Source organism: Intestinibacillus sp. Marseille-P6563 (assembly GCF_900604335.1).
In the GTDB taxonomy this organism is placed as follows: Bacteria; Bacillota; Clostridia; order Oscillospirales; family Butyricicoccaceae; genus Butyricicoccus_B.
Map to the genome: position 1 here is coordinate 348,134 of NZ_UWOD01000002.1, position 25,982 is coordinate 374,115.

Below are 25,982 nucleotides of genomic sequence, written 5' to 3' on the forward strand. Positions count from 1 at the left end.
CCCTTAGTGGACATATTCGAATTCGATGTCGCCGATCACAACAAAATCGCCTTCCTGGACGCCCATGGCTTCCAGACGGTCGTATACGCCCGCCTTTTTGAGCATGCGGTCCATATACTGGCGCGACTCGTAATCGTCGGTGTTGACCGAACCCATGATCTTTTCGATCCACGCGCCGCCAACCACATAATAGTCGTCCACCTTCTCGACCGTGATTTCGCGCTCGGTCGGTTCGGGGGCTTCGGGCACATATTCGGGTTCGTACACAAAGACGGGCGGCAATTCTTGCTGCGCTTCCCAAGTCTTGAGCACCAGTTCGCGCACGCCCTGATTGGTCGCTGCCGACAGTTCCAGGAACTCAAAGCCCTTTTCCTCGGCATAAGCGCGCAGGCGCTCGACCGGTGCACGGTCCTCGCCCAGCAGGTCGGTCTTATTAGCCACCAGAATCTGCGGACGGGCAGCCAGAAATTCACTGTATCCGGCCAGCTCGGCGTTGATGGTTTCCACGTCCTCGATCGGGTCGCGGCCTTCGCTGCCCGACACATCGACCAGATGCAGCAGCAAGCGGCAGCGGTCGACATGGCGCAGGAAGTCATGCCCCAGGCCCGCGCCCTCGCTGGCGCCCTCAATGATGCCCGGGATGTCGGCCATGACGAAGCTCTGTTCCTCACCCACACGCACGACGCCCAAGTTGGGAATCAGGGTGGTGAAATGATAGTTGGCGATCTTGGGCCGTGCGGCCGACACCATGCTTAAAAGCGTCGATTTGCCCACGTTCGGGAAGCCGACCAGACCCACGTCGGCCAGCAGCTTGAGTTCGAGCACGATCTCCATTTCCACGCCCGGCTGACCGGGCTTGGCAAACCGCGGCGCCTGCCGGGTCGGGGTCGCAAAATGGGTGTTGCCCCAGCCGCCGTTGCCGCCCTTGGCGGCCACGAACGGCTCGTCGTCCGACATATCCTTGATGACCTGCCCGGTCTTTTGATCGCGGATGATGGTGCCGCGCGGCACGCGGATGACCAAATCGGCGCCATCCTTGCCCTTCATGCGCTTGCCCATGCCGTTTTCGCCGTTGGGGGCCACATATTTCTTTTTATAGCGGAAGTCGAGCAGGGTGGACAGGTTATCATCGACCTTGAACACCACCGAGCCGCCCCGGCCGCCGTCGCCGCCATCCGGTCCACCGGCTGCCACGTACTTTTCACGGTGGAAGCCGACCTTGCCGTCGCCGCCCTTACCCGACGCAATGCGGATCTTTGCAATATCGATAAACATCCTTTTTTCGCCTCCTTTGTTTTAGTATGTGTACAAAACAAAATCCCAGACGGCTGTCTGGGATTTCGTAAACGTTCAAATTACTGCGGGTAAACCGAAACCTTCTTGCGGTCCTTGCCAACGCGCTCGAAACGAACCACGCCGGAAACCTTTGCAAAGAGGGTATCGTCCGAACCACGGCCAACATTGGTGCCCGGGTGGATCTTGGTACCACGCTGACGAACCAGGATGTTGCCAGCCGGAACGACCTGACCGTCTGCACGCTTTACGCCGAGGCGCTTTGCCTCCGAGTCACGACCGTTCTTGGTCGAACCAACGCCCTTCTTGTGAGCGAAAAACTGTAAGCTGATCTTAAGCATCTTTCTGCACCTCCATTACGCTTAAAAATTCGGGATACTGAGCTGCAAGCTCGGTATAGAAGATCCGAAGGGCTTTCATGCCGTCCTGTCCTGCGCCCAGCTCGTGCGCCGGCAGGGTGAGCCGGATGTGTGCGCCTTCGTCTTCGATGACGGTGTCCACTGCGATTTTCTGTACATCATAGAGCAGCGCGTGGGTCATCTGTACCGCGCTTGTGATCGCCGCACAGACGATGTCTTCCCCCTCGTCCGCGTAGCCCGCGTGACCGAGCAGGTCGACCGCTTCGATCTGTTCGTGCGATAGATAAAACGTAACGCGAGTCATTAGGCGTTGATCGCGCTGATAGTTACCTTAGTGTAGGGCTGACGATGACCCTGACGACGACGGTAGCCCTTCTTCGGCTTCATCTTGAAGATGTTGATCTTCTTCTGCTTGCCGGTCTTGTCCGCGGTAGCGGTTACAGTTGCGCCTTCCACGTAGGGAGCGCCGATCTTCAGATCTGCGCCGTCGCCGACTGCCAGAACCTGATCGAAGGTTACGGTTGCGCCGTCCTCTACGCCGAGCTTCTCTACGTAGATTACATCGCCCTCAGATACTTTGTACTGCTTGCCACCAGTTACCAGAATTGCATACATGTTCGGTAGCACCTCTCTTTCGTTATTAGAGTCACGCTCTTGCGGGTGTTGCCACACTTGGGCACACTTCACCTACCCTGCTTGATGCGGCTTTATGTAGAATACCACAGTTTTCGCCCTGTGTCAACCACTTTTTGCAGTTTTCTTTTACTTGCCCGGATTTTCGGTGATCTTGACGCCCTCGTCGGTGCCAACGATCATGCGCTTGCACATGTTGAGGAACAGGCCATGCTCCAAAACGCCGACGATGCCAGCCAGCTTTTCGCGGGTGCCTTCGATGTCAAAGCCTGCGCCGACCTGCAGGTCTACAATATAGTTGCCATTATCGGTGACAAACGGCTTGCCGTCGCGCATACGCTGCACCGGATGGAGACCATACTCTTCCATCTTGGCCATAGCCTGCTTGGAGCCGTACTGCGCGATCTCGACCGGCAGGCTGAAATCGCCGATGTGCTCAACCAGCTTGGAGTCATCCATGATCCAGATGACTTCCTTAGCCAGGGTCGCAACCACCTTTTCGCGGTACAGCGCGCCGCCGCCGCCCTTGATGGCATTGAACTGCGGATCGATCTCGTCCACGCCGTCGATGTCCAGATCGACATGGTCCACTTCGTCGATGGTCAGCAGCGGGATGCCCAGCTCACGCGCCTGTGCTTCGGTCGCCTTGCTGGTCGGGATCGCCTGAATCTTCAGACCGTTCTTGACCCGCTCGCCGATTGCATTGACCAGATGGAACGCCGTCGAGCCGGTGCCCAGACCAACGACCATGCCGTCCTTGACGTATTCGGCTGCTTTTTCGCCTGCGATCTTCTTCTTATCCATTTGTCATACCTCCGGAATTGTTCCAATTTCAAAAGCCGCTGCCTCTTTTCACTCTCCAGGCAGCATGCCTTATGTCCTTCCTTATTATAACTTTCCCGGAACGCAAAAGTCAATGTATACCTTATTATATATAAGGAAGGGGACAGCCCCTCGTGGACCGTCCCCTTGGTGTTTATTGAACCGGCAGCATGGCCTTGCCGCGGCAATAGGTTTGCCGTACAGTATAATCGTCATCCAGGATAACGATGTCGGCATCGTACCCGGCGCACAGCTTGCCCTTGCGGTCATCGACCCGCAGGCACCGCGCCGGATTGATCGTGCAGGCATTGAGCGCCACATCAAACGGCACCATAGCCCCTTCGACCAAAATTTGCAGACCGCGGTTCATGCGCAGCGTGCTGCCCGCGATGGTATCGGTCCCCTTCAGACGGGCCAGACCGTCCTCGCCAATCTCGATCGCATGACCGCCCAGTTCATACTCGCCTCCGGGCGGGCAGTACTTGGCTCGCAGCGAGTCGGTAATCAGGATACCAAAGTCGCGGCCCTTGGCGGCAAAGAAATTATTCAGTACCGTCAAGTGGGTATGGCAGCCGTCGCCGATGATTTCCCCAAAGGTATCGTGCAGCCGCAGCGCGCCGCCCACCAGACCGGGCTCGCGGTGGTGATACGGTGGCATGCCGTTGTGCACATGGGTCATGCTGCGCGCGCCATTGGCAACCGCCCGCATGACGCAGTCATAATCAGCGCTCGAGTGGCCCATGCTGGCCACCACGCCATGGGCGCTGCAATACCGGGTGAGCGCCAGGTCCTTGTCCTCTTCAGGCGCGAGCGTGATATACCGAATCAGCCCATCGGCTGCCTCCTGGTACTTCTGGAACTGCTCGACCGAGGCGGGCAAAATCGCTTCGGGCGGCTGCGCGCCCTTGCGGTCCATGTTCAGGTACGGTCCTTCAAAATGAATGCCCAAAATCTCGGCGCCTTCGTACCCTTCGCGCACGACCTGTGCCACGCTGCGCACCGCCGGTTCGAGCACAGCCGGTACTTGGGTGACCGTGGTCGGCAGGATGCCGGTCACGCCCTCTTCCGGGATGGAACGAATCCAGTGCCGCAGACCTTCGGGCTGCGCGTCGTTGGTGTCATAACCATAGGCGCCATGGGTGTGGACATCGATAAAGCCGGGCACAATCCGGGCATCGCCATAGTCTTCATCCACCGGCTTTGTGCCGTAGTCCAGAAGCTGGACGATCTTGCCCGCTTCGATTTCCAGCTGGAAGGGCAGGAACTGACCGCCTACCCAGACGCGTTTGCTTTGTAAAATCATAACGTCCTCCTTATAAAAACCAGAATTTTATGTTTTCGCTTGAAGATAAAAACTCGGGAGCTCTGATGAGCTCCCGAGCCATATGGTTTCGGTTAGGTGCGGGAGTTGTTCCGCAAAAGTTTAAAGCATCTTCTGCATCTCATCGGCAACAAACTGTACCTTGGTACCAACGATAACCTGTACAGCGGTCTTGGAGGGACGCATTACGCCTGCCACGCCAGCCGACTTGATCTTCTTCTCGTCAACCAGCAGCGGGTCCTTGACCTCCAGACGCAGACGGGTGATGCAGTTATCGAGCGAGGTCACGTTGTCCTTACCGCCCAGGCCTTCCAGAACGGTGGCTGCGATTGCGGTAAAGTCATTGTTTGCCAGGGTAGCACCTGCATCCTGTGCTGCGGTGTCGTCGTCATCTTCACGGCCCGGGGTCTTGAAATCACACTTGGTGATCAGAACACGGAATACGATGTAGAAGATTACGCCTGCTGCCAGACCGAGCGGGATGATGAGCAGGGTCTTGGCTGCCGCCGGCAGAGAAGCCGAGAATACCAGGTCGGTCAGACCAGCGGAGAACGAGAAGCCTGCGCGGAAGCCCAGAGCAACCGTAACAGCGGCAAAGATACCGTACAGCAGAGCGTAAACAACATACAGAGCCGGAGCCAGGAACATGAATGCGAATTCGAACGGCTCGGTAACGCCACAGACGAATGCGCTCAGCGCAGCAGCACCCAGCAGGCCGGCAGCGATCTTTTTCTTATTGGGCTTTGCACAATGAACCATTGCCAAGGCAGCGCCCGGGATACCGACCATCATGCAGGGGAAGAAACCGGACATGTACATACCGAGGCTGTGGCCATCGGTAGCCTGGGTTGCGCCTGCCCAGAACTGGCCCAGGTCGTTGATGCCGATGGCATCGAACCAGAATACCGAGTTAAGTGCATGGTGCAGACCGAACGGAATGAGCAGACGGTTGAGGAAAGCGTAAACACCAGCGCCGATTGCATCCAGGCTGACGATTGCGCCGCCCAGGGAAACCAGTGCGCCGTAAACAACCGGCCATACAAAGAACAGGATAGCAGCGATGACGATCGAAACGATTGCGGTAACGATCGCAACGCAGCGCTTACCGGAGAAGAACGACAGAGCATCCGGCAGCTTGGTGTCCTTGAACTTGTTGTAGCAAGCTGCGCCGATGACACCGGCCAGAATGCCGATGAACTGAGTTTCGATCTTGGAGTAAGCCGGGTTTACAGCGTCCGCTGCCACGCCGGTCAGGACCGAAACAACGCTCGGGTTGAGCAGCTTGGTGATCATCAGCCAGGAAACCAGGCCCGCCAGACCAGCGGTGCCGTCCTTATCGTTGGCCAGACCGACTGCAACGCCGACTGCGAACAGCCAGGACATGTTGTCGATCAGCGCGCCGCCTGCCTTGATCAGGAAGAAGCCGATAATTTCTACCATACCAGTGATGTCGCCGCCCTGCATGGCGTGAGGCGACATCGCGTAACCAATACCCATCAGGATACCGCAGACGGGCAAACATGCGACGGGCAGCATCAATGCTTTGCCCAATCTTTGCAAATATTTCATCATAATGTGATAACCCCTTTCTTGCCTCTTTGGTTCCGGCACACCCCCGTGCCAGGACCCCCAAAAGCTCGATTTCTCAATCTCTTTGCATCCCTGCGCGTTGCGCAGGCGGTTTCGCCTCCTCTCCCAGACGCCTTTCCCGAACCATGAAAACTTATAAAACGCGGTGTTTTATAAGGATTTTCCTTTACTGTGCGATGTGGATGATCTCATCGCCCTGCGATACTTTCTTCCCGGTCAGGCCCTCAATGGAACCATATGCGTCGGGGTTGCATACCACAACCGGCGTAATGATCTCGCGGCCTTCCTTGCGGATGGCATCCAGATCGGCTTCCAAAACCAGATCGCCCTTCTTGACCTTCTGGCCGTCCTGCACGTGTACGGTGAACGGTACACCCTGCAGCGATACGGTTTCCAGACCAACATGCACCAGAACCTCCACGCCTTCGGTGGTGGTCATCGCAAACGCATGCCCGGTGGAGAACATGGTCGTGATCTCCCCATCGGCCGGAGCACATACCCGTCCGTTTGCCGGGATGATCGCCACGCCCTTGCCCAGGATCTCGTCCGCAAACGTCGGATCGGGCACACGGCTGAGCGGTACGCATTCGCCCTCTACCGGTGCACTCAGCACGATCGGTTTTTTCTTAAACATTCCAAAAATACCAGCCATTTTTCTGTCTCCTTTTCTAGCGTATGCGTCCCAGAAAAACAAAAAAACCAAATTTACAAACCGGGACTCTCCGTTTGAAAATTTGGTTTTGCCTGCCTTACCAGTAACAATCCGTTTATTTAGTTTCAATCACCCAGCCACCGTTTGTGGTTGGTTCCTTAACGGTATCTTCACTATAACACCCCCCTTCTGCCTTGTCAACCATGTTTTGCTTTTTTTCCATTTCGCTTAAAATCCCCCGCTTTGTCTTGTGCACATTCCACAAAACTTTTCTCAATTTTAGCATCATGAAGTTTTATTTCTCTTTTTTCTCTTGTATCCCACCGCAAAGGCATTATAATAGAAACAAAGAGAACAACCGAAAGAAACGACCGAAACAAGGAGGAACGAACGATGTCATTGTACTCGATCCACAACCTGCGATTTGAAGCGCAGATCGATCCCTTTGGTGCCGAGCTCCGCTCCCTGAAAAACAACAAAGGGACTGAATACCTTTGGTCGGCCGATCCCCAATACTGGGCACGGGTATCGCCGGTCTTATTCCCATTTGTCGGAAAAACGAACGGTCTGTGCTATCGCACCGGCGGTCAGGAATTTCCCATGACCCCGCACGGCTTTGCACGCGATCGGGAGTTTTCGCTGCTGCATCAGGAAGCCGATGAGATTTGGTTTGTCTTGGAAGCCGACGATGCGACCCGCGCCGTATATCCCTTTGATTTCCGGCTCGAACTGGGCTACCGTTTGACGTCGGAAGGACTGGAAGTTCTCTGGAAAGTCATGAATCCAGCTGCAAACGATCTGTATTTCGCCATTGGCGGCCATCCGGCTTTTCTGTGCCCGCCTTCGGGCAATGGCGGCCATGCCGGCTGCTTCCTGCATTTTGATACCGATGCGCCCGTGCTGCGCTGCACCCCCATCGAAGAACACGGTCTGGCTTTGCCCGAACATGTGGATTTTCCGCTCACGGGCGGCTATCTCCCGCTGACCGAAACGCTGTTCGATCACGACGCCCTGGTCGTCGAGAACCGGCAATGCAGCCAGGTATCGCTGTGTCTTTCCAACAAAACTCCTTACCTTGCCGTGCGTTTTGATGCACCGCTGTTCGGCATCTGGTCGCCTCCGGGCAAACAGGCTCCCTTTGTCTGCATCGAACCCTGGTATGGACGCTGCGATTCGGTCGGCTTTACGGGCGATCTGTCCGAACGGGCCTGGGAAAACAAGCTGTCTGCGCATGAAGTTTTTGAAGCCAGCTATACCATTTTACCGCTCAAATAAGTTTTTGGCACAGCCCCTTTTGGGGCTGTGCTTTTTTATGGACCAACCTTGCCGAAACCATGTCCAGAAATGGACAAAAACCTTGACAGACCCCCATGATCTGCTATAATGGACTTGCTTGCACGGAGGGTAAGTCATTCGCTGGAAATGATGAGCTGGATAAGGCAGCCGATTGAGATATCGGATTCCTTATCCAGCTTTTTTTCATCCTTCCTGCAAGCACGGCAACTATGAAAAAGGAGGTAACTTTGTGCATTCCACCCGCAACTTAACCGAAGGGGATATTTTCCGCTCGCTCATCCGTTTTGCGCTCCCCATCCTGTTGACCCTGTTTTTGCAGGCGCTTTATGGCGGCGTTGACCTGCTGGTCGTGGGCCAATTCGCCCATACGACCGACGTATCCGGTGTCGCCACCGGCAGTATGCTGCTGCAAACCATCACCATGATCATCACCGGCCTTGCCATGGGCATCACCATTCTGGTCGGCGAAAAAATCGGCAAGCGGCAGCCCGATGCCGCCGGACGAGTCATCGGCAGCGGTCTGTACGTCTTTACGATCTTTGGCATTGTTTTGACCTTCCTGATGGTCGCCGGGGCCGAATTTCTGGCATCCTGGATGCACGCCCCGCAGGAAGCTTTCGCCCAAACGGTTTTATACATCCGGATTTGTGGTGCTGGCGCGCTGTTCATTGTGGCATACAATGTGCTGGGCAGCATTTTCCGCGGCATCGGGGATTCCAAGACCCCGCTTCTGACGGTCGCGATCGCCTGCGTCATCAATATCGTGGGCGACTTGCTGCTCGTGGCTGTTTTCCATCTGGGCGCTGCCGGTGCGGCGCTCGCGACCGTGATCGCACAGGCGGTCAGTGTTGTGATTTCGTTTCAAATCATTCGCAGAAAGCAGCTTCCCTTCACCTTTTCCAAACAGTACATCCGCTTGGAGAAAACCATTGTTGCTACCGAACTCCGGCTGGGTGCGCCGGTCGCTTTGCAGGAATTACTGGTCGGCATCTCCTTTTTACTGATTCAGGCCATCGTCAATTCGTTCGGCGTCGTGCCGTCTGCCGGGATTGGTGTGGCCGAAAAGGTCTGTGCTTTTATCATGCTGGTGCCGTCGGCGTATATGCAGTCCATGTCTGCGTTTGTCGCTCAGAATATGGGCGCCGAAAATCCCCATCGCGCCAAAAAAGCGCTCGGTTATGGCATTGCAACCTCACTGGCGGCCGGTGTGGTGCTGGCCTGCCTTACGTTTTTCCATGGCACCTGGATGGCTTCCATCTTTTCCAACGATGCAGCGGTCATCGCTGCGGCATACAGCTATCTCAAAGCCTATGCGATTGACTGTATGCTGACGCCCCTGCTGTTTTGCTTCATGGGCTACTACAATGGTTGCGAAAAGACCCTGTTTGTCATGCTGCAAGGCATGATCGGCGCCTTTTGCGTTCGTATTCCGGTGGCTTTCCTGGTCAGCCGCATGGCTGGCGCGACCCTTTTCCAAATCGGTCTGGCAACACCGGCTTCGACCTGTGTGCAGATCGCACTGTGTCTGGGCCTGTTCGTCTGGCTGGAAAAGTGCCATGCCAAACAACTTTCGACATCCGTATAATAAAAAGGGCGTATCGAAAAGGTGCCTCCCGATAAGAAAACATCGTGGGGCAAGAGAGAAACGGTATAGCTTCGGCTATGCCGTTTTTCTCATTCTTGCCTTGATGAAGTGACTTTGGATACTTCCAGAGCTCCAATGCCCTTATAGTAGATGTCAATTTCCTGGGTGCGGTTCTTGCCCTTCGGATCGCTGGCAGCATGGACAACAATCTTCTCGACAAACTCATGCAAGATACATGGGGTCAATTCAGGAATTTCCGTATACCGTTCTACAACGGAGAGAAACCTTTCCACATTGGCACTTTTGCGTTCCTCTGCTTCGATTTCACCACGGAGGACAGCCGCTAACTCTTGAAGCTCATGCTGTTCTTTCTCGTAGTCAGCGGAGAGCTTTTGGAAACGCTCGTCAGAAAGTTTTCCTGAAATAGTATCCTCGTAGAGCCGTTTGAAAATGGTGTCCAGCTCTGCAATCCGCTTTTCGGCATCGGCCAATGTTTTCTGCCGTTTTGCCAAACCTCGGTTACGCTGGCGCATATCCGCATCCATGACCATCTTCACAAAATCGTCTTTGCGCTGTGATGCGAAGGAAACAATCTCGCGCAGATTTTGCAGAACTAATTCTTCCAGGATAACAGTTCGGATAGAATGTGTCTGCCCACATACATCACGGCTTTTCCGATAGCCGGAACACAGGTAATATTCCTGATCGCGCCGGAAATTGGTTGCCCTGCATTGGTACATGATGGAGCCGCAGTCGGCACAGAACATCATGCCGGAGAACATCCCCATTTCTCCCATCTTTGTAGGGCGGCGCCGCGATTGCCTTGCGAGCCTTGCTGCATCGGCAATCGCCTCCGTCCAGATAGCTTCGTGGGTATTCTCAAAAATCTTCCATTCGCTTTCTGGATTGTGCAAGGTCTTTTTACTCTTGTAGGATTTTTTACGGGTTTTGAAATTAACTGTGTGCCCCAGGTATTCACGCCAACGGTCCATGATGTCGGCAATCGTAGAAGAATCCCAAGCGTAAGGAGAACCTTTCTTTGTGACATTGGTTGTTCTGCCCTTGCTCGCATAGTAAGCAGCCGGAGTAAGAATTTTTCTTTCCGTCAGTTTTCTTGCAATCTGCGAGGGTCCCAATCCGTCCATGATATAGAGACCAATTTCATAAACTACCTGGGCGGCTTCTTCATCCTTCACCCATTGCTTTTTGTCATCAGACGATTTCATGTATCCATACGGAGGCAAAACAGTCAAATGTTCTCCTGCATTGCCTTTCACTTTCATAACGGCACGGATTTTTTTGCTGGTGTCTTTGGCGTACCATTCATTGATGATATTGCGGAAGGGCGTAAACTCGTTGTCACCCTGAGTGCTGTCCACACCATCATTCACCGCAATAAAGTGAATATCATGTTCGGGAAACATGATTTCCGTATACATGCCGACTTGCAGATAATCACGTCCGAAACGTGACATATCCTTGATGATGACCCTCTTGACAAGGCCAGCCTCAATGTCTGCAATCATCTGCTGAAAACCTGGGCGGTTGAAGGTCGTACCTGAGATGCCATCATCAACATAGAATTTGAAATTACTGTATCCATGCTCACGGGCATACTTTTCCAGGATTTTTTTCTGGTTTACAATGCTATTGCTGTCACCCTGCAATTCATCGTCACGGGATAAGCGACAATACAAAGCTGTAAGTTCTTCGGAGCTCATAGCCGTGTAAGGGAATTGAAGCGCGGCAGCGGTGTTTGACTGGTAATACATAAATACCTCCTATCCGGCAGTCAAACACGATATTGAAGTCCAACTTCATTATACCGCGCTTTCTTTTCCCTGTCTGCCTGTTAGAAGGTTTTCAAGTCACAGTTTGTTTCTGAATATCGGCTTTTATCAGGTTCTCCAGTTTGGAGGCTATCGTCTGATTTCCCGTTTGAGGGAAAAAGGAATTGACGATAAAGGTCGTGTTGCCGATCTTCTTTTTGCTCCGCATAGGCGGGGCATATTTATTTTCAGATTGAATTTTCTGCATAATAAGGCCCCTTTCATGCCATTTCATTAAAACCATAAAAGAGGCAAAAAACGAACGGCTGCTGGCCGCAGCTCCACGGGAATCTCACCCCGGCCCATGCTGATGGGTGCGCCGCGCAATGCTTTGAGGGCGTTCAACGCGGGAGTCTCATTATCCTGCCTGTGCATCCTCGCCCACAGGCTGCCACACCTGTTTTGCGGCCTGGTTTTGTCGCTCGCCTGTTTAGTAGGGGTCCCGTCCTGCGGACTTGCAACAGGGTCTTGGCGCACCGGCCGACCGGCTCCACACAGACAGATCGTATCCGTCTGCCTTATGCTGCCCGAAGGCTTTCTTTGTCAAGGATCATGGACTCCGCTGCCGGATCGTCAGGGGCAAGGAAAGGGAGCGAAACTTACCCCGAACAACTTTAGACCGGCAGTACCTTGAAACTCGTCACGATACTATGTATCAGCTTTGTTTCCAGTCTGAGCCGCATATCTTCGTCCACATACAGGTATTCGTTACCGTACTCGTCCCTCACCGGTCTGGTGGCAAGAGCCCGAATGTACTTCTGATAATGAGCGACGACAGCAGCAAGAGCATTTTCGTCACCGTTCACGGCTGCCAGAATCACAGGCACCGGAATGGGCTTTACATGTCCGGCCATTCAAATCCCTCCTATTACAATAAATTTGGACAGGAACGCCGGGCAGCCAGTCCGGCTTTCCCTCCATCTCGTGCCTAAGCTACAATGAGAGGAGCAACTGGCTGACCTATCCCTCCTTGGGCTTCTATGTCCGTTGGAAAGACTGTTAGCCATCCTCTTGTTGTAGCGTTCGATTTAAGCAGGTTGAGCCACCGGATGCCGGAGAGTTCGCGTCACCCAATAGATTGAATCGGCAGCGAGAAAAGATGGACTCCGGTTGCAGATTCTTTGTATTGGAGGAATATGGATGAACTGCGTTGGCATCGATGTTTCCAAAGGGAAAAGCATGATCGCCGTCATGCGGCCTTTCGGAGAAGTGGTGGTTTCACCTTTTGAAGTACGTCATACCGCCAATGAACTGAGCGAGCTGGCAGGGCTACTCAAAAGCTTGGACGGCGAGACCCGTGTGGTGATGGAATCCACGGGTAATTACCACGCGCCGGTGGCTTGGCTGCTCCACGACGCGGGGCTTTATGTTTCCGTAGTCAATGCAATGTTGGTACACGACTATGGGAACAACAGTTTAAGACGGGCCAATACCGACAAGAAGGACGCTATAAAGCTGGCCAACTACGGCCTTGACCACTGGCTCACGCTGCCGAGATATGTCCCGGAAGAGGACACTCGTCTCATGTTGAAGGCTTGCTACCGGCAATACCAGCAGTATTCAAAAGTACAGACCATGCTGAAGAATAACCTGATCTCCCTGCTGGACACTACTTTTCCAGATGCAAACCGCCTGTTCACCAGTCCGCCCCGCGACGATGGCCGCGAGAAGTGGATAGACTTTGTAGCTACTTTTTGGCATCGCGAGTGCGTTTGTGACCTGTCTGAGAAGGCCTTTGCCGCCAAATACCAGAAGTGGTGCAAGAAGTACGGCTACAATTTCAGTGAAGGCAAGGCGCTGGACATTTATGCCGCCGCCCGTGGGCACTTCGGTGTCATGCCCAAAACGGATACGGCAAAACTTTTGGTGGAACAGGCTATTTCCCAACTCCGGGCAACTTCCTCCGCATTAGCTGCTCTCAAACAGGAGATGCAGTCCCTGGCGGCTTCTCTGCCGGAGTATCCTGTGGTGATGGAGATGTTTGGTGTTGGCCCTACTCTCGGCCCTCAACTCATGGCTGAAATTGGCGATGTGCGCCGTTTTCATTCCAAGAAAGCGCTGGTGGCCTTTGCGGGCATTGACGCCCCACCCTACCAATCCGGCCAAATGGATGTCCGTAGCCGCAGCATTTCCAAACGCGGATCTGCTTCGCTGCGCAGAACGCTCTTTCTGGTGATGAGTGTCATCCTACAGCATGCTCCAATGAATGAGCCGGTCTACCAGTTCATGAACAAGAAACGCTCCGAAGGCAAGCCCTACCGTGTCTACATGATGGCCTCCGCAAATAAGTTCCTGCGTATCTACTACGCTTCTGTGGAATCCTACTTGGATTCCCTGGAACACGACTGATTTTCTTGTGCTATACCATCTGGCTGGCCGCCGTTTTAATTTTGAGATGCTCAGCGGCTTGATTTTGTGTTGCCTTTTTGCCTCCCTAAAAAATCTGAAATTTCTACTTGACTTTTATTAGCAGGTCTTTACCAGATATTCGTACAGTTCTTTCAGCGTAACGAGCCGCCGTTTGGATACGGTCTGATGGACGATATGCAGCTTTTCGCTGATTTCCCGGTCCGTCATACCCAGGAAGTAGGACAGCAGGATCACATCCCGTTTACCCTCCGGCAACTGCGCTAACGCATCGGCCAGGACATTGCCGGTTACGACTACCGGAAGTCCCAATACTTCAAAGACATGCTCGTCCATAAAGTAATCGTCCCACACGGCGGTCTGCTCCAGCTCGGAGGCTGTCAGCTCGTCCAAAGGCTTTTCCTGGTCCAGAAGGCTGGCATAGTCACGTTGGATATGCCGGGCCTCATTCTTCAAAACCCTGACGCAGAAGGCGCCAAATTGATTTTGAATGCGTTGCTCATGGGAGTCTTTCATATTCTCACCTCCCTTCGCGCCGCACAGGTGCGGGGTGGTGATTTCCTCCCTTTCGCCTCAGTAATCCAAGACTTGCGATTTTGGCAACCTGGAAAGGAAAGAAATTTTTATGAAAGGCTCCGTCAGGTGACGAAGCCCACATAAACAACAAAAAGCGCCCATCCGCAAAATGCGGACAGGCGCAAAGGAATTGACAGAAGTATTTACATGATTTAACTGTTCATCTTCATGGCCGGAATATCTCGATAATGGAAACAGACTTTTTTTGACAAGATGGCTCTTGTCGTTTTATGTCGAAAGGCTTTGTAGCACATGGCGGCATCCTCCTATTGCCGCCATGCCAAATTGCAAGGTATAGGGTCGTCGTTAGCCTTTGGACAGAAAGAAGCGGCGGTCTTGATTTCTCAAAACCGCCGCTAAAATTATATTTTGAGCATAGAAATTGGTCTGCCCAGCGACGGTTTTTTTCTTTTCTGCCGCCGGGCAGATAGATTATATATTTGGCTTTATCAATACTGTAAAATCGAATTGTTGCAGAATTGTCCTAACGCCCACTTCTTTCGACAAAAAAACAGCCCGAATTGCTTCACTTTTGTAGCAATTCTAAATTCATTGCATTTCAGACCGCAAAATAATCCGTTTGAGCAGGAACATGGTTGCGCCAAAATAGTCAGGTATATGGCACAGAACATTCAAAAAAGCCGATAATCACAAGTGAATCGGATCTTGTGAGTTATCGGCTCTGCGGCTGTGCGTCTGGCGCTTTGATAACGGTTATATGAAATTGTTCAATGTCAATTAGACACTCACTTTTGCATTTGGGACAAAAGAGAGGGAAGTTTTTTAGGATGGTATCCTCCCGAATTTTGTCCCGTGTTTTATTTCCACAAATGGGACAGCGGATGAACTCGGCTTTCTCCATATCGGTCATTTTGCATCCCGATCCTTATCTTTTTGCTTCTTTTCTTCCCGATATTTTCGGATCAGCTTGTTGCGGACAGGAATACCGACACCAATCAGAAGAACTACCGCTAAAATTGTAAAATCCATATTGCTCACCTCACATTTCTTTATTTTCCATAATCCGAATGGAGAACCAGATCGACACAGCGTACATGACAACAACGAGTACAAGCACAAGGCCGATCAGCAGTACCGGGGAACTTACAACCGTAGTCACAAAGGGATTGTCTGCGGGCATCTTGGGCAGGAAAAACAAGGTCGCCAAAAATCCAGCCACAGGAATATACATGAACACACGGCCTTTGATGGCTCCATATTTGTAATAGCCCGGAATTTGAAATACGGTATAAAGGGCAAACAGGAATAAACCGCCGATGGCTGCACTAATCATATCAAATGCTCCAACACTTTCACCCATTGCCCGCAGCACAATCGGCTGTGTGATAAGAGAAACCACCAGAGCCATCGCGCCCAGCGCAAGAACAAAGAGATACCGGCCTGTTACCATTTCGCTTTTCTTGATGGGTAAAATCCCATACAAACGCTCCATGCTGTTTTTCTCCGTTACAGAGAAAGTGTATCCTGTGGTCATGGCGATAAAGCACATGGCAAAGGAAACGCCGGTCAGGATGGAACGGTTAATGGCCGCAAAAGCGATAGGAAGAAGCATGGTAAAACCGATCACCTTGATATAGGGCTTTACCAGCGAAAAGTCTAATTTTGTTGCTTTTAATGTATTACTCATAATCGTCACCTTTCTTGCTCGTGAATACAACGATTTCATCAATGGTCGCCGGTTCAATACTCAAAGAGGAAAAAGCGACCGTATCTTCGGTCTTGACCAGGGCCTCAAAGCCCGTATTTAGACAGCTTCGTCATACAAATCCTCCTCATAATCGGTGTAAGATTTCAGCACACGCAGGCTGCGCTTGAGACGGCGGTACTCGTCCATCTCCATGCGCAGATGGTGGTAAAAAGCCTCGTACCAGCTTTCGTCCACCTCCGTCTCCATTTTCCGGGCCAGACCCAGCATCCGGCGTTTGGCCTCCGGGTCAACCGTCAGGGCTGTCAGCCATTTCAACCGTGTCACCGTGTTGTGATGGCTGGGACAGGCGAAAGCGTAGAGAATCTTCTTTTCTTTCATACTCAGTGTCATAATGATTTTCCTCCATTTCTTTGCTGCGGAGCCATGCACCCCGCATGATAAACTTGTTTCTTTCCGCCGGTCTGCCTGCAAGCAGCTCCTGCCCGGAATTTCTCCCGGCGTATCGGCCTCTTTGGTGCGCTCGATTTCTGTCATGGCGCCACTTCCCCGGAGGTCATACCCCTTGCAGCCGGTCATTCGATTTTCAAGGTTCAGTGCCTGTCTGCAAGAATGATTTTATCGAAAAAAGAGGGCCGCTCCCGTATATCCAAGACGTTGGAAAAACGCACGAAATCCTCATATTTCCACGCTTATGGAATCGTGCTATAATGGGTGTATTCACTGAAAAACGATAACGAGAGAGGGGGCATTGGATGTACACAAAGCTGTCAATCCCGGAGCGGCTCAAAGACTTGCGGGTGGTAGACAAGCACCTGACGCTGGAACAGCTGGCGGAGCAGACCGGCCTGTCCAGATCGGCGCTGGGAAAATATGAAAGCGATGATTATAAGGACATCAGCCCGTTTGCGATTGCAACGCTGGCGGAATTTTATGGTGTGTCCACCGACTATCTGATGGGGCTGTCCGAAAATAAAAATCACCCAAACACAGAGCTTCAATCTCTGCATCTGAGTGACGATATGGTGGAACTTTTGAGCAGCGGCAGGATCAACAACCGGCTTCTCTGCGAACTGGCTACGCATCCAAACTTCCAGCGGCTGATGACCGATATGGAAATCTTCATTGACCGGATTGCCGATATGCGGGTGGAGCAGATGAACCTGATCCTCGAAGCCACCCGACAGACCGTCATCAACAGCCATGCGCCGGGAGAGAACGACCTTTATATGCGGACGCTGGAATTAGGGCAGATACAGGAGAGTGACTTTTTCAGCCATGTCCTGCATGACGATCTGGACAACATTGTCCGGGACATACGGGAGGCACATCTAAAGGACAAGACCACCGCCGACCCGCAGCCCACGTTGGAGGACGTCAAGGAACAATTTGAACAGGCTGTCCAGCAAGGCAGCGATGTGGAAATGCTGATACATGAATTCTGCGATAAGTTGCAGATACCCTTTGAGAAGATTTCCTCGGAGGATTTCTCAGCGTTCCTTCGGATACTGAGCCTGTCCAAGATGCTCAAAAATCCCAACAACATGAGGGGGAAGGCCAAGCCGCAGCCGTACTATGCGCCCAAGCGGAAGAAACGCAGGTAGAGAAAAAGCCGCCCAACCTGTACCGTTGGACGGCTTTCGACCCGTTTGCGGGTGGAATAAAATATGCGGTTATACATCCGTTAGCTGACTGTTTTCATCAGCTTTTTCATAAACTTCCAGAGACGGATGCCATCTTTGAGGCCCAGCCGGTAAAAGAAGCATTCGCTTTCTGCGCCGGAATCGAAGATGGAATCGCAGTAGTGCCTTACAGTGTCCTTCTGTTCCTCAGACAATACGCTGATCGCTTTTTCATACTCGGTTTCCAAACGAAGGTAGTCCGCTTTTTTCTCCTTGCCGGTTTCTGCCTCCCGCCATTTAGCGAACTGGCTCTGCATCCGCTCCTGAATCATCAAATCAACCAGTTTTTCTATATCTGTACCCATAAGCGCCCTCCTTATGCTGGACGGATATAATTCCGGTATGTTTCCAGGACGGAATCCGACACACCGCTTTTATACACTTTGCGAATGTCGGAGATTTCCTCTTGCTTCAGCAGTTTCAGCCATTTCAGCAGTTCAGCCCTGCCGTTGGCAAAGTTACAGCAGCGCCCATCGGCGTATTCGATACGGTATCTCATAGACAGGCACCTCCTTAAACATAAATCATCTCAGACCGGATGATTTCCTCTGCCCGGCTGCGGATGCTGTTCATGGCTCCGACCCAGGCAAGCTGGTCACGGGCTTTCAGTTCCTCGGTGATACCCTCCACAGCCTGCATCTGCGAGATGATACACGCCAGCCGGTCATCGGCCTGCTCGTTCAGATCGGCAAGATACGTCCAGAGTTTTCCCGACAGAAGCAGTTCACTGTACTGGCCGGGACGGTGTTCTTGCAGAAACGCCTTGTGCATCCGCCCCCACCGCCCGATGGGGCGGTTTTCCTCCGGCAGCTTCAGATCGGGGATGTAGTAGTCTCCCACCAGCGTATAGCTGATGCCGTTGTGATGGATTTTCTTTGGTAAATGCTCCATGTTCGACCTCCTGTATTCAGTTTTTTCAGAATCCAGTTGATCGTGTCCCTGTTCATGATAAATTCAAGGCAACTGAACTCTTCACGAACAAGTATGGCACATCCTTTCCTAATTTCTGATAGTTGAGGCCGTGGGAAATCTGGCTGCCCCGGTTCTCGGATTGATTGAAGCTGTCGATGGTCTCCTTGCCCAGCAGCTCCGAGATTTCTTTCAGGGTGGATTTCTCCTTGCCACCCAAAAACAAGGTGGTGTCGCAGTTGCCCACAATGGTGTCTGCGGCGTCCTTGTAGATGGTCTTTAACTGGCTTTGGGACTGCAAAATGATAGAAGCCGAGATTTCCCGGCTCCGGATAGTGGCAATCAGCTTGTCAAAGTTCGGTATCTGTCCGATGTTGGCGAACTCGTCCAGGAGGCACCGCACATGGACGGGCAGCCTGCCGCCGTACACGTCGTCTGCCTTGTCGCAAAGGAGGTTGAATAGCTGGCTTTGCAGCATGGCGATGACGAAGTTGAAGGTGGTGTCCGTGTCGCTCATAATGAGGAACAGCGCCGTTTTCCGGTCGCCCAGGGTGTCCAGCTCCAGTTCGTCGTCCGACATGATCTCCCGCAGCTCCGCAATATCGAAGGGGGCAAGGCGGGCACCGCAGCTAATCAGGATGGATTTCAGGGTCTTGCCGGCGGCCAACTTGAATTTACGGTACTGCTTCACAGCAAAGTGGTCCGGGTGCTCCTTCTCCAGCTTGGCAAAGAGCAGGTCAACGGGGCTTTGAAATTCTTCGTCGTCCTCTCTGGCCTCCGATGCGTTGATGAGCTCCAGCAGCGTGAGAAAGTTCTTTTCCTCCGGCTCCGCCTCGTACCAGATGTACCCGATCAGGGCGCAGTACAAAAGCCGCTCTGCTTTGACCCAAAAATCCTCGGAGGATTTTTCACCGTCGCCTTTGGTGTTGGCCATGATGACATTGACCAGATTCAAAATATCCTTTTCGCTGCGGATGTAGGCGAAGGGGTTGTATTTCATGCTTTTTTTGAAGTTGATGGTGTTGAGAACCTTGATGCGGTACGGCTCATAGATGACTTTCCCGCGGACGTCCCGCATGGGCTTTCCGTTCTCGTCCAGCTTGGGGGCGCCCCGGCGCAGCATGGTCCCCACCTCGGACAAAAGCTGTCCTTTGGGATCGGTGACCACATAGGAACTGTGCATCTGCATGAGAGAGGGTTTGACGAAGAACCGGGTCTTGCCGCTGCCGCTTCCGCCGATGACCAGAATGTTTTTGTTCCGGGCGTACTTGGGGTTTTTTGGGCGGCTGGACATGGTGAGCTTTTCCGTCTGGGTAAGAGGGATGTTCCAGTCGGGGACCGGATCGACATAGGGGGCAATATCGGCCGCCGTGCCCCATCGGGCGCTGCCGTACTCGATGCCCTTGCGATATTTGCGAGCGTTTTTTCCTTTGGCGTACACCGCCAGCCGAACAATGACCGCCCCGGCGATACCCACCAGCAGGTCCAGCGGATGCAGACTGGGCAGCCCAGAAGAAAACGCCTCCGTAAAGCCCTGACTCAAATGCAGGAACTTTTCAGAGGCGTCAAGGCCGGGCGCAAGGCGCACCGCCTGGCAGAGCTTATCAAAGAGATATACGAACAGCAGATACGGGAGGTTGAGAATGAGGGCTTTTTTCCAGGTGTCGGTCATAATTCCACACCCCGGTCTTTAGTTTTGACCTTCTCCCGCTGGCGATGCTGGGCTTTGGCCTGTTGTTTCGCCTGGTCCAGCGCCTTGCGGATGGAGGGCTTTTTCTCTTTCTCCAGGTTCTTTGCGGAGAACTCCCGGAAGGCCGCCGTGATGACGTCGGCATCCCGGCCCTTGAAGAACACCAGGTAGCGGGGTATCTCGCCGCTGGTGTCCTTTTTCAGAGCAAAGTCAATGCCGTACTTCTTGGCGGTGGCGGAAAAGGCCCGGATGTTCTGGTCGGTGATCTCGATGTTGGAAACGCCGGTGTTGTGCTTCATAAGCTGTCGGAGGGTCTGCTTGCCGTGGTGCAGCTTGGTCTTGTGGCCGGTTACTCCTTTCTGCATCTCGTCCAGCACTTTTTTCATGGCCTGTTGCAGCATCCCGGCGGAGAGCCTGGTGGCCTCCACGCAGAGGGCAACGGTGCGCTGGGTGACTTCTTCCTGCATAAGTCATCATCTCCTTTCTCCGCTGCCGTACAGATCGTGGTTCACCAGGGACGCATAGTAGCTGTCGATGGTGGCCGGGGCGTTATACAGGGCAGCCAGCAGATATTTCTTGATATTGCGGACATAGGTGGTGTTCTCCCGCATACGATCCAGCACATACTCGATGTGGGAACTGTTCAGCTTCAGGAACCGGGATTTGACCACCTCCGCCGGATAGTCGTCCCCGGCAATGCGGATCGTCTCCCTGCGGGAACAGACGGTATCCACCATGAGCTCAACCAATTCATTCAGCATATCCCGGTCCAGCCGGTCATCCCGGCATAGATAGTCATACTCGATATTCTCCAAAATCAGTTCCCGATAGTTCTCTCGCTCCTGCATCCAGTCCCGTCCAGTCCGTCTGCCCCCTGCGGGGGTTTGGGGGATTGATTGGATAGGATTTGATCCTTCTGTACTTAATGAATCAGTTTTTGATCCTTGTTTACTTGATACTTTAGTATTTAATTGTGCGGGTTTTTCCTGTTCAGGTTTTCCCAAGGCAGGAGAATCCAAGACTGGTTTTACCTGAACTGGATTTTCCCGTTCAGGTTTTCCCGGTTTAGGTTCCGGCGGCCTGGGCTGCTCCAAAATCGTGTACTCGATGCTGCCGAGCCGTCCGTTGGCGTTACGGACTCTTTCACGAATAATGTACCCCGCATCCTCCAGCTCCCGGACCGTAGCGCAAATGCTGTCCACTCCATCCCGGCATATCCGTGCAAGACCTTTGGTGGTGTAATCCCAATCCTCCGGCAAGGACAACATGAGGGACAGCAGCCCCTTCGCTTTCAGCGACAGCGCCGTGTTCCGCAGATGGTGGTTTGCCATCACCGTGTAGTCACGGGTTTTCTCAATGCGAAATACCGCCATAATCTCACCTCCCTCCGGCGGTCTGGAAAAGTGTTCGTTTTCGGGGAAAATTCAATTCTGTGCCCACCTGCTTCTCTATGTGGGAAAACCTATGGACACTTAATTTGCATTTCCTACATGAAGAAATACCTTCGATTTCTCACCCCTTTCAATACAATTTTCCGTGTACTTGATGGAAAGTAAAAAACGCCATAGGATTTCCTATGGCGTTTGGGACAGGAAAAGGGTGCTGATATTTCACATCAGCACCCTTTTCCTGCCAGTATTTGATTTTTTGACTTCACATCGTGTTCCTTGCCTCTGAAAACATTGATTTTACTGGACTCTCTCATGTTTTCTTATTAGGAGGCGGGGAACGATACGCCCTTTATTTTTACGCTTTGTGTGCACTCAGCCGCGAGATATGAATGGTCAGATACAGCATTTCATCCGGGGACATTTTAAAATCATATTGCTGTTCCATGCGGTCCCGGATGCGTGTGGCACAGTCATACGCCCGGGGATGCTGCTGCGCAATGGCGCTGAGCAGCCCATCCATATTGTCGTGGTAGTGCGTTTGATGAATCATGCGCTGCGCAAAAAATTTCAGATGGGTGATAAACCGATAAAAATCCAGCGAATCCTCATCAAACTCCATCTGGAAATAATCGCTGACGATCTGGCAGATCTCCTGCATGATATACGTCATATTGTATGCGCTTTTGATATCGCTGTTTTGCTGCGCATTGACAAAATGCAGGGCAATAAACGCCGCTTCATCGTCGGTAAACTTCACGCCGGTCTCTTCCTCGACCAGGCGGTTGGCATCCATGCCGATCTCATATTCGGTGCGGTAAAACCGGCGAATATCCCATTTGAGCGGATTTTCCAGCACGATTCCCTGTTCATAGCGTGCAATGGTCGACGAAATATGGTCGGGCAGCGTCAAATAGATGCTGTCGCTCAGTTTCTTACCCAAAATCACTTTGGCCCGGCTGATGATCTTTTCACTGATGAGCATATGCTCCACCGGCATCCCAGCAAGCAGTTCGTGCAGTTTCCCTTCCAAAGACGGGTCGGTGATGGTAAAGGTCTTTTCGATCTTCTTTTCATCCACCCGGTCGCCTGCCGCCCGACCAAAGGCCAGGCCACGGCCCATGATAACCGTTTCGGCACCGGAAGGGCTGCGCGTTATCACAACATTATTATTCAGGATCTTTTCGATAATCATGTTCGTTCCCCTTGCGAAAAATAAAAAAACCATGACTCCACAAGATGCGATACTTCTAGAATCATAGTTACACCCGCAGTTACGCTTATTTTTTTATAAGTATAGCACATTGCGGCTGCTCGCACAATGTGCAATCCGTACGAAACGATTCGGAAAATATTGTTAATTTTGTTCGCCCATGCAACAATTGACCGCAAGCCCTTTTCCAAAAGCTTGCGGTCTTTGCAGTCACAGGAAAACCTGTGATTTGTTTTACAGGTTCTGTACTTCCTCCAAGGTGGGGATGGAAGTCTGGGCACCTTTTCGGGTCACGACAACGGCTGCGACCTCGCTGCCCAGCCGGATGGCGTCGGAATACGAAGCCCCTTTGCTGCATGCGACGACAAATGCCGCCGTAAAGCTATCGCCCGCCGCGGTCGTATCGACCGCTTTTACTTTTTTCGCCGGGAATGCTTCACAGGTTTGCTTGGTCACGAGCAAAACCCCGTCCCCGCCCAGGGTGACGAGCACGGCTTCCATGCCCTGCTCCAGCAGGGTCCGCGCACCGGCTGCCAATTCTTCTTTGGTGTGCAGTTCTTGCCCCACCAGGCATTGCAGCTCGGTTTCGTTCGGTTTTACGATGTCAAACCCTTCGAAAAATTCTTTGGTCAGCCCTGCTTGTGCGGGCGCTGGGTCCAACAAAATGTGTTTCCCGCGGGCGCGCGCCAAATCTTTGACATACGTCACCACCTCGAGCGGAATTTCCAGCTGCATGACAACAATGTCACAGGCATCGATGAGGTCCAAATGGCGGTCGATCATCGCCCGGGTCAGTTTGGCGTTGGCGCCCGGCACCACGGTGATCGAATTTTCGCCGTTCCGGTCGACCGAGATAAAGGCATTGCCGGTCGGCACGCCGTCCAGCACTTCGATTCCGCTCGTTCCGACCCCCACGCTTTCCAGATTTTCTTTCAGCGCAGCGCCATACACATCGTTGCCCACGGCGCCGATCATTTCCACCTGGCCGCCCAATTTTCCAATCGCATACGCCTGATTGGCGCCCTTTCCGCCCGGAACCAGCGTCATATCGTGTCCCATCACGGTTTGTCCGGCCAACGGCATCGCATCCACCCGAATAACAAAATCCATATTCAGACTGCCCACCACGAGTATTTTTTTCATGTTGCACTCTCCTTGTCCTGCTCCGCAGCAAACGATTCCCCTTACTGGTATCTTACCCGGCTTGTCCGGATTTGGCAACCGTTTGTCTGCAAAAAAGCACCGAATCCAACGATTCGGTGCTTTGGGGCTTCTTACTTTTGGGCCGGATAAGCTTGTTCCAGTTCGGCCAGGGTCGCCATGACCGCGCCCTTGTGCTGCACGGTGAGCGACGCATACTGCGCGGAAAATTCCAGATAGGCTGTCAGCTGCGCCTCGTTCAAGTTCGCCAGGGCATCTGCCGTCACCCCGTCGCGCGTGAGCTGGTACAGGAACGAACCAATGAACGAATCGCCTGCCCCGGTCGTATCGACCACGGGTACCGAAATGGTTCGGCCAAACGTCTGGGTCTGCGGGGTGTAGACGGCCGAGCCGTTGGCGCCGCGGGTGATGAGCACCAGGCGGCAACCCATGTCGAACAGCTTTTGCGCCGCTTCCCGCTCGTCGGTGCAGCCGGTGACAAATTCGATCTCATCATCCGAAAGCTTGACCAGGTCGGCATAGGGCAAAAATTCCCGGATGGCTGCCTGGCATGCTTCCGGGCTGCTCCACAGTGGCAGCCGGACATTGGGGTCAAACGAAATGATCGCGCCCGCCTGCTTGGCCAGTTCGATGGCCCGGCGATGCGCTGCCTTGACCGGCCAGTCCACCAGATCGACCGAACAAAAATGCAGCACCGCACAGTCGGCAAACATCGTGTCCGTCACCTGTTCCTGGTCCAGAAACAGGTCGGCCGACGGATTGCGGAAAAAGGAAAATTCACGGTTGCCGGTCGCGTCGAGTGAAACAAAGGCAAGGCCGGTGTTGGCCCGTCCGGTGCGGAACACCCACTGGGTATCCACCCCATTGGCACGCAGCACCTTGAGGATATGGGTACCAAAGGCGTCCTCGCCCACCTGCGAGATCATCGCCGCCGGATTGCCCAGCCGCGCGACCGCGGTTGCGACATTGGCCGGCGCACCGCCTGCCACGCGCTCAAAATGGGTCACTTCATCCAGCGCGCAGCCCTTTTGCTGGGGCACAAAATCGATCAGCAATTCCCCGATCGCAACCACTTTTTTCATGTATTTCCCTCCAAAATATATCGGTAAATGGCCTGCGCAACGCCGTCCTCGACGTTGCTGCCCGTACAGACATCGGCGGCCTGCTGGATGTGCGGCGCGGCGTTTGCCATCGCAACGCCCAATCCCGCCATGCGCAGCATGGATAAATCATTATCACTGTCGCCGATGGCCATGACGGCATCCATGCCCAGCCCAAGCTGGGCGGCAAGCTGCGCAAGGCCGCTTCCCTTGTGGACACCCTTCCGGTTGATCTCTACATTTTTCAGCGCCCCGCCATACATGATCGACGGCGCCAGTTCAAACTGCCCGGTCTGCTCCAGCGTGTCGATGAGCCGGTCGACCTGCTTGGGGTCCAGCGAATGCAGAATGGCTTTGAGGATGCGTCCGTCCTCCCGCCGCAGCAGTTCTTCCCATTTTTCCGGGCTGTCGATAAAGATATACCCGTCTACGGTCTCCTCCAGCGCCGTGGACCCGCGGCGGCGGATCTCCTGCAAAAAACGCAGGAACTCCCTGCCATAATACAGGCTTTCGCCCGTATACAGGCAGGGATCGGTATCAAATTGGGCGCAGATCTCAAAAATCGTATCGCACATCTGGCGATCCAGTCCGTCGAACGTGATCTGGCTGCCATCGGCCAGACATTCGGCAGCCGCCCCGTTGGAGATGACCACCCAATCGGCCGGCGCCTCTAACTGACGGTTAAAAACGCGGGTTTCTTTCCAATTTCGTCCTGTGCACAACACGATCTGCACGCCCGCCTGCTGTGCCAGCCGCACCGCGCGGGCATTCTCTTTGGAGACACGGCTGCTGGGGTCCAGCAGCGTGCCGTCCAGATCGAGTGCGAGCAGTTTATACTTTGCCATGTGCC

At 53.3% G+C, this 25,982-nt stretch carries 30 protein-coding genes and 1 pseudogene; 4 read left to right on the plus strand and 27 right to left on the minus strand.

Annotation, left to right across the window (positions count from 1 at the left end):
• Positions 1-3: 3 nt before the first annotated feature.
• The 9 genes from obgE to EFB11_RS16870 form a co-directional block, all read right to left on the minus strand.
• On the minus strand, positions 4-1,275 hold the full coding sequence (gene obgE / locus EFB11_RS09855) for a GTPase ObgE (RefSeq protein ID WP_122790073.1): 1,272 nt from the start codon (positions 1,273-1,275) through the stop codon (positions 4-6).
• Positions 1,276-1,355: 80 nt separating this feature from the next.
• Positions 1,356-1,634 (minus strand): 50S ribosomal protein L27, encoded by a 279-nt coding sequence (gene rpmA / locus EFB11_RS09860; RefSeq protein ID WP_122790074.1) that lies wholly within the window; start codon positions 1,632-1,634, stop codon positions 1,356-1,358.
• Complete coding sequence (locus EFB11_RS09865; protein WP_122790075.1) at positions 1,627-1,956, minus strand: ribosomal-processing cysteine protease Prp; 330 nt, start codon at positions 1,954-1,956, stop codon at positions 1,627-1,629. The genes rpmA and EFB11_RS09865 overlap by 8 nt, the downstream gene beginning before the upstream one ends.
• A complete protein-coding gene (gene rplU, locus EFB11_RS09870; RefSeq protein WP_122790076.1) occupies positions 1,956-2,267 on the minus strand; it encodes a 50S ribosomal protein L21 in 312 nt (103 codons plus the stop codon). Before rplU ends, EFB11_RS09865 begins: the two co-directional genes overlap by 1 nt.
• Positions 2,268-2,414: 147 nt before the next feature.
• The gene (gene rpiA / locus EFB11_RS09875) at positions 2,415-3,089 is read right to left on the minus strand and encodes a ribose-5-phosphate isomerase RpiA (RefSeq protein ID WP_122790077.1); all 675 of its coding nucleotides are present in this window, start codon (positions 3,087-3,089) and stop codon (positions 2,415-2,417) included.
• Between the two features lie 172 nt (positions 3,090-3,261).
• A complete protein-coding gene (gene nagA, locus EFB11_RS09880; protein WP_122790078.1) occupies positions 3,262-4,410 on the minus strand; it encodes an N-acetylglucosamine-6-phosphate deacetylase in 1,149 nt (382 codons plus the stop codon).
• 120 nt (positions 4,411-4,530) lie between these two features.
• Positions 4,531-6,000 (minus strand): N-acetylglucosamine-specific PTS transporter subunit IIBC, encoded by a 1,470-nt coding sequence (gene nagE / locus EFB11_RS09885; RefSeq protein ID WP_122790079.1) that lies wholly within the window; start codon positions 5,998-6,000, stop codon positions 4,531-4,533.
• 184 nt (positions 6,001-6,184) lie between these two features.
• Positions 6,185-6,670, minus strand: coding sequence for a PTS sugar transporter subunit IIA (locus EFB11_RS09890; protein ID WP_122790080.1), 486 nt, complete (start codon positions 6,668-6,670; stop codon positions 6,185-6,187).
• A 115-nt stretch (positions 6,671-6,785) separates the two neighbouring features.
• Complete coding sequence (locus tag EFB11_RS16870) at positions 6,786-6,959, minus strand: hypothetical protein (RefSeq protein WP_164706712.1); 174 nt, start codon at positions 6,957-6,959, stop codon at positions 6,786-6,788.
• Positions 6,960-7,063: 104 nt separating this feature from the next.
• Between EFB11_RS16870 and EFB11_RS09895 the strand changes: the two genes are divergently transcribed.
• Positions 7,064-7,945 (plus strand): aldose 1-epimerase family protein, encoded by an 882-nt coding sequence (locus tag EFB11_RS09895; RefSeq protein WP_122790081.1) that lies wholly within the window; start codon positions 7,064-7,066, stop codon positions 7,943-7,945.
• Positions 7,946-8,195: 250 nt separating this feature from the next.
• Positions 8,196-9,551, plus strand: coding sequence for an MATE family efflux transporter (locus tag EFB11_RS09900; RefSeq protein WP_122790082.1), 1,356 nt, complete (start codon positions 8,196-8,198; stop codon positions 9,549-9,551).
• Between the two features lie 89 nt (positions 9,552-9,640).
• Here the strand turns inward: EFB11_RS09900 and EFB11_RS09905 are convergent, their stop codons facing one another.
• From EFB11_RS09905 to EFB11_RS09920, 3 genes are all read right to left on the minus strand, one after another.
• Positions 9,641-11,323 (minus strand): recombinase family protein, encoded by a 1,683-nt coding sequence (locus EFB11_RS09905; RefSeq protein ID WP_243115207.1) that lies wholly within the window; start codon positions 11,321-11,323, stop codon positions 9,641-9,643.
• Between the two features lie 91 nt (positions 11,324-11,414).
• Positions 11,415-11,588, minus strand: a complete 174-nt coding sequence (locus EFB11_RS09910; RefSeq protein ID WP_164706713.1) for a transposon-encoded TnpW family protein — start codon at positions 11,586-11,588, stop codon at positions 11,415-11,417.
• A 406-nt stretch (positions 11,589-11,994) separates the two neighbouring features.
• Positions 11,995-12,234, minus strand: coding sequence for a helix-turn-helix domain-containing protein (locus tag EFB11_RS09920; protein WP_122790084.1), 240 nt, complete (start codon positions 12,232-12,234; stop codon positions 11,995-11,997).
• A gap of 286 nt (positions 12,235-12,520) precedes the next feature.
• Between EFB11_RS09920 and EFB11_RS09925 the strand changes: the two genes are divergently transcribed.
• On the plus strand, positions 12,521-13,729 hold the full coding sequence (locus EFB11_RS09925) for an IS110 family transposase (protein WP_122790085.1): 1,209 nt from the start codon (positions 12,521-12,523) through the stop codon (positions 13,727-13,729).
• A gap of 117 nt (positions 13,730-13,846) precedes the next feature.
• On the opposite strand, the gene EFB11_RS09930 is transcribed toward EFB11_RS09925, so the two are convergent.
• From EFB11_RS09930 to EFB11_RS09950, 5 genes are all read right to left on the minus strand, one after another.
• On the minus strand, positions 13,847-14,263 hold the full coding sequence (locus tag EFB11_RS09930; protein ID WP_122790086.1) for a sigma-70 family RNA polymerase sigma factor: 417 nt from the start codon (positions 14,261-14,263) through the stop codon (positions 13,847-13,849).
• Positions 14,264-14,996: 733 nt separating this feature from the next.
• Positions 14,997-15,194 carry a cysteine-rich KTR domain-containing protein gene (locus tag EFB11_RS09935; protein WP_122790087.1) on the minus strand — a complete coding sequence of 66 codons (198 nt, stop codon included), beginning with the start codon at positions 15,192-15,194 and terminating at the stop codon, positions 14,997-14,999.
• A complete protein-coding gene (locus EFB11_RS17365) occupies positions 15,191-15,313 on the minus strand; it encodes a hypothetical protein (RefSeq protein WP_016147279.1) in 123 nt (40 codons plus the stop codon). The genes EFB11_RS09935 and EFB11_RS17365 overlap by 4 nt, the downstream gene beginning before the upstream one ends.
• A gap of 10 nt (positions 15,314-15,323) precedes the next feature.
• Positions 15,324-15,971 (minus strand): ABC-2 transporter permease, encoded by a 648-nt coding sequence (locus EFB11_RS09940; protein ID WP_122790088.1) that lies wholly within the window; start codon positions 15,969-15,971, stop codon positions 15,324-15,326.
• Positions 15,972-16,088: 117 nt separating this feature from the next.
• On the minus strand, positions 16,089-16,526 hold the full coding sequence (locus EFB11_RS09950) for a hypothetical protein (RefSeq protein WP_242949187.1): 438 nt from the start codon (positions 16,524-16,526) through the stop codon (positions 16,089-16,091).
• A 218-nt stretch (positions 16,527-16,744) separates the two neighbouring features.
• On the opposite strand from EFB11_RS09950, the gene EFB11_RS09955 reads away from it, so the two are divergent.
• Positions 16,745-17,593 carry a helix-turn-helix domain-containing protein gene (locus EFB11_RS09955; RefSeq protein ID WP_021659585.1) on the plus strand — a complete coding sequence of 283 codons (849 nt, stop codon included), beginning with the start codon at positions 16,745-16,747 and terminating at the stop codon, positions 17,591-17,593.
• A gap of 80 nt (positions 17,594-17,673) precedes the next feature.
• On the opposite strand, the gene EFB11_RS09960 is transcribed toward EFB11_RS09955, so the two are convergent.
• The 10 genes and pseudogenes from EFB11_RS09960 to EFB11_RS10005 all read right to left on the minus strand — a co-directional run bounded on the left by EFB11_RS09960 (position 17,674) and on the right by EFB11_RS10005 (position 25,977).
• Entirely contained in the window at positions 17,674-17,976 is a 303-nt protein-coding gene (locus tag EFB11_RS09960; protein WP_122790089.1) for a hypothetical protein, read from the minus strand.
• A gap of 11 nt (positions 17,977-17,987) precedes the next feature.
• Positions 17,988-18,170, minus strand: coding sequence for a hypothetical protein (locus EFB11_RS09965; RefSeq protein ID WP_021659583.1), 183 nt, complete (start codon positions 18,168-18,170; stop codon positions 17,988-17,990).
• A 14-nt stretch (positions 18,171-18,184) separates the two neighbouring features.
• Positions 18,185-18,562: a TnpV protein gene (locus EFB11_RS09970; RefSeq protein WP_021659582.1), complete on the minus strand. Its 378-nt coding sequence runs from the start codon at positions 18,560-18,562 to the stop codon at positions 18,185-18,187.
• Positions 18,563-18,659: 97 nt separating this feature from the next.
• A pseudogene (locus EFB11_RS09975) lies at positions 18,660-20,252 on the minus strand (VirD4-like conjugal transfer protein, CD1115 family); the annotation flags it as partial.
• Positions 20,249-20,737, minus strand: coding sequence for a PcfB family protein (locus tag EFB11_RS09980; RefSeq protein WP_122788746.1), 489 nt, complete (start codon positions 20,735-20,737; stop codon positions 20,249-20,251). The pseudogene EFB11_RS09975 and the gene EFB11_RS09980, both read right to left, overlap by 4 nt.
• Before the next feature lie 6 nt (positions 20,738-20,743).
• Positions 20,744-21,643, minus strand: coding sequence for a DUF6017 domain-containing protein (locus EFB11_RS09985; protein ID WP_122790090.1), 900 nt, complete (start codon positions 21,641-21,643; stop codon positions 20,744-20,746).
• A gap of 373 nt (positions 21,644-22,016) precedes the next feature.
• Entirely contained in the window at positions 22,017-22,853 is an 837-nt protein-coding gene (licT, locus tag EFB11_RS09990) for a BglG family transcription antiterminator LicT (protein WP_122790091.1), read from the minus strand.
• Between the two features lie 252 nt (positions 22,854-23,105).
• The gene (rbsK, locus tag EFB11_RS09995; RefSeq protein ID WP_122790092.1) at positions 23,106-24,014 is read right to left on the minus strand and encodes a ribokinase; all 909 of its coding nucleotides are present in this window, start codon (positions 24,012-24,014) and stop codon (positions 23,106-23,108) included.
• A gap of 131 nt (positions 24,015-24,145) precedes the next feature.
• Positions 24,146-25,114, minus strand: a complete 969-nt coding sequence (locus EFB11_RS10000; protein ID WP_122790093.1) for a carbohydrate kinase family protein — start codon at positions 25,112-25,114, stop codon at positions 24,146-24,148.
• On the minus strand, positions 25,111-25,977 hold the full coding sequence (locus EFB11_RS10005; protein WP_122790094.1) for a Cof-type HAD-IIB family hydrolase: 867 nt from the start codon (positions 25,975-25,977) through the stop codon (positions 25,111-25,113). The genes EFB11_RS10000 and EFB11_RS10005 overlap by 4 nt, the downstream gene beginning before the upstream one ends.
• Positions 25,978-25,982: the final 5 nt, after the last annotated feature.

What these genes read in the sequence shown, in the direction of transcription:
- obgE (WP_122790073.1), bottom strand. Translation starts at nt 1,275, where the DNA reads ATGTTTATCGATATTGCAAAGATCCGCATTGCGTCGGGTAAGGGCGGC.
- rpmA (WP_122790074.1), bottom strand. Translation starts at nt 1,634, where the DNA reads ATGCTTAAGATCAGCTTACAGTTTTTCGCTCACAAGAAGGGCGTTGGT.
- EFB11_RS09865 (WP_122790075.1), bottom strand. Translation starts at nt 1,956, where the DNA reads ATGACTCGCGTTACGTTTTATCTATCGCACGAACAGATCGAAGCGGTC.
- rplU (WP_122790076.1), bottom strand. Translation starts at nt 2,267, where the DNA reads ATGTATGCAATTCTGGTAACTGGTGGCAAGCAGTACAAAGTATCTGAG.
- rpiA (WP_122790077.1), bottom strand. Translation starts at nt 3,089, where the DNA reads ATGGATAAGAAGAAGATCGCAGGCGAAAAAGCAGCCGAATACGTCAAG.
- nagA (WP_122790078.1), bottom strand. Translation starts at nt 4,410, where the DNA reads ATGATTTTACAAAGCAAACGCGTCTGGGTAGGCGGTCAGTTCCTGCCC.
- nagE (WP_122790079.1), bottom strand. Translation starts at nt 6,000, where the DNA reads ATGATGAAATATTTGCAAAGATTGGGCAAAGCATTGATGCTGCCCGTC.
- EFB11_RS09890 (WP_122790080.1), bottom strand. Translation starts at nt 6,670, where the DNA reads ATGGCTGGTATTTTTGGAATGTTTAAGAAAAAACCGATCGTGCTGAGT.
- EFB11_RS16870 (WP_164706712.1), bottom strand. Translation starts at nt 6,959, where the DNA reads ATGATGCTAAAATTGAGAAAAGTTTTGTGGAATGTGCACAAGACAAAG.
- EFB11_RS09895 (WP_122790081.1), top strand. Translation starts at nt 7,064, where the DNA reads ATGTCATTGTACTCGATCCACAACCTGCGATTTGAAGCGCAGATCGAT.
- EFB11_RS09905 (WP_243115207.1), bottom strand. Translation starts at nt 11,323, where the DNA reads ATGTATTACCAGTCAAACACCGCTGCCGCGCTTCAATTCCCTTACACG.
- EFB11_RS09910 (WP_164706713.1), bottom strand. Translation starts at nt 11,588, where the DNA reads ATGCAGAAAATTCAATCTGAAAATAAATATGCCCCGCCTATGCGGAGC.
- EFB11_RS09920 (WP_122790084.1), bottom strand. Translation starts at nt 12,234, where the DNA reads ATGGCCGGACATGTAAAGCCCATTCCGGTGCCTGTGATTCTGGCAGCC.
- EFB11_RS09925 (WP_122790085.1), top strand. Translation starts at nt 12,521, where the DNA reads ATGAACTGCGTTGGCATCGATGTTTCCAAAGGGAAAAGCATGATCGCC.
- EFB11_RS09930 (WP_122790086.1), bottom strand. Translation starts at nt 14,263, where the DNA reads ATGAAAGACTCCCATGAGCAACGCATTCAAAATCAATTTGGCGCCTTC.
- EFB11_RS09935 (WP_122790087.1), bottom strand. Translation starts at nt 15,194, where the DNA reads ATGACCGATATGGAGAAAGCCGAGTTCATCCGCTGTCCCATTTGTGGA.
- EFB11_RS17365 (WP_016147279.1), bottom strand. Translation starts at nt 15,313, where the DNA reads ATGGATTTTACAATTTTAGCGGTAGTTCTTCTGATTGGTGTCGGTATT.
- EFB11_RS09940 (WP_122790088.1), bottom strand. Translation starts at nt 15,971, where the DNA reads ATGAGTAATACATTAAAAGCAACAAAATTAGACTTTTCGCTGGTAAAG.
- EFB11_RS09950 (WP_242949187.1), bottom strand. Translation starts at nt 16,526, where the DNA reads ATGACAGAAATCGAGCGCACCAAAGAGGCCGATACGCCGGGAGAAATT.
- EFB11_RS09955 (WP_021659585.1), top strand. Translation starts at nt 16,745, where the DNA reads ATGTACACAAAGCTGTCAATCCCGGAGCGGCTCAAAGACTTGCGGGTG.
- EFB11_RS09960 (WP_122790089.1), bottom strand. Translation starts at nt 17,976, where the DNA reads ATGGGTACAGATATAGAAAAACTGGTTGATTTGATGATTCAGGAGCGG.
- EFB11_RS09965 (WP_021659583.1), bottom strand. Translation starts at nt 18,170, where the DNA reads ATGAGATACCGTATCGAATACGCCGATGGGCGCTGCTGTAACTTTGCC.
- EFB11_RS09970 (WP_021659582.1), bottom strand. Translation starts at nt 18,562, where the DNA reads ATGGAGCATTTACCAAAGAAAATCCATCACAACGGCATCAGCTATACG.
- EFB11_RS09980 (WP_122788746.1), bottom strand. Translation starts at nt 20,737, where the DNA reads ATGCAGGAAGAAGTCACCCAGCGCACCGTTGCCCTCTGCGTGGAGGCC.
- EFB11_RS09985 (WP_122790090.1), bottom strand. Translation starts at nt 21,643, where the DNA reads ATGGCGGTATTTCGCATTGAGAAAACCCGTGACTACACGGTGATGGCA.
- licT (WP_122790091.1), bottom strand. Translation starts at nt 22,853, where the DNA reads ATGATTATCGAAAAGATCCTGAATAATAATGTTGTGATAACGCGCAGC.
- rbsK (WP_122790092.1), bottom strand. Translation starts at nt 24,014, where the DNA reads ATGAAAAAAATACTCGTGGTGGGCAGTCTGAATATGGATTTTGTTATT.
- EFB11_RS10000 (WP_122790093.1), bottom strand. Translation starts at nt 25,114, where the DNA reads ATGAAAAAAGTGGTTGCGATCGGGGAATTGCTGATCGATTTTGTGCCC.
- EFB11_RS10005 (WP_122790094.1), bottom strand. Translation starts at nt 25,977, where the DNA reads ATGGCAAAGTATAAACTGCTCGCACTCGATCTGGACGGCACGCTGCTG.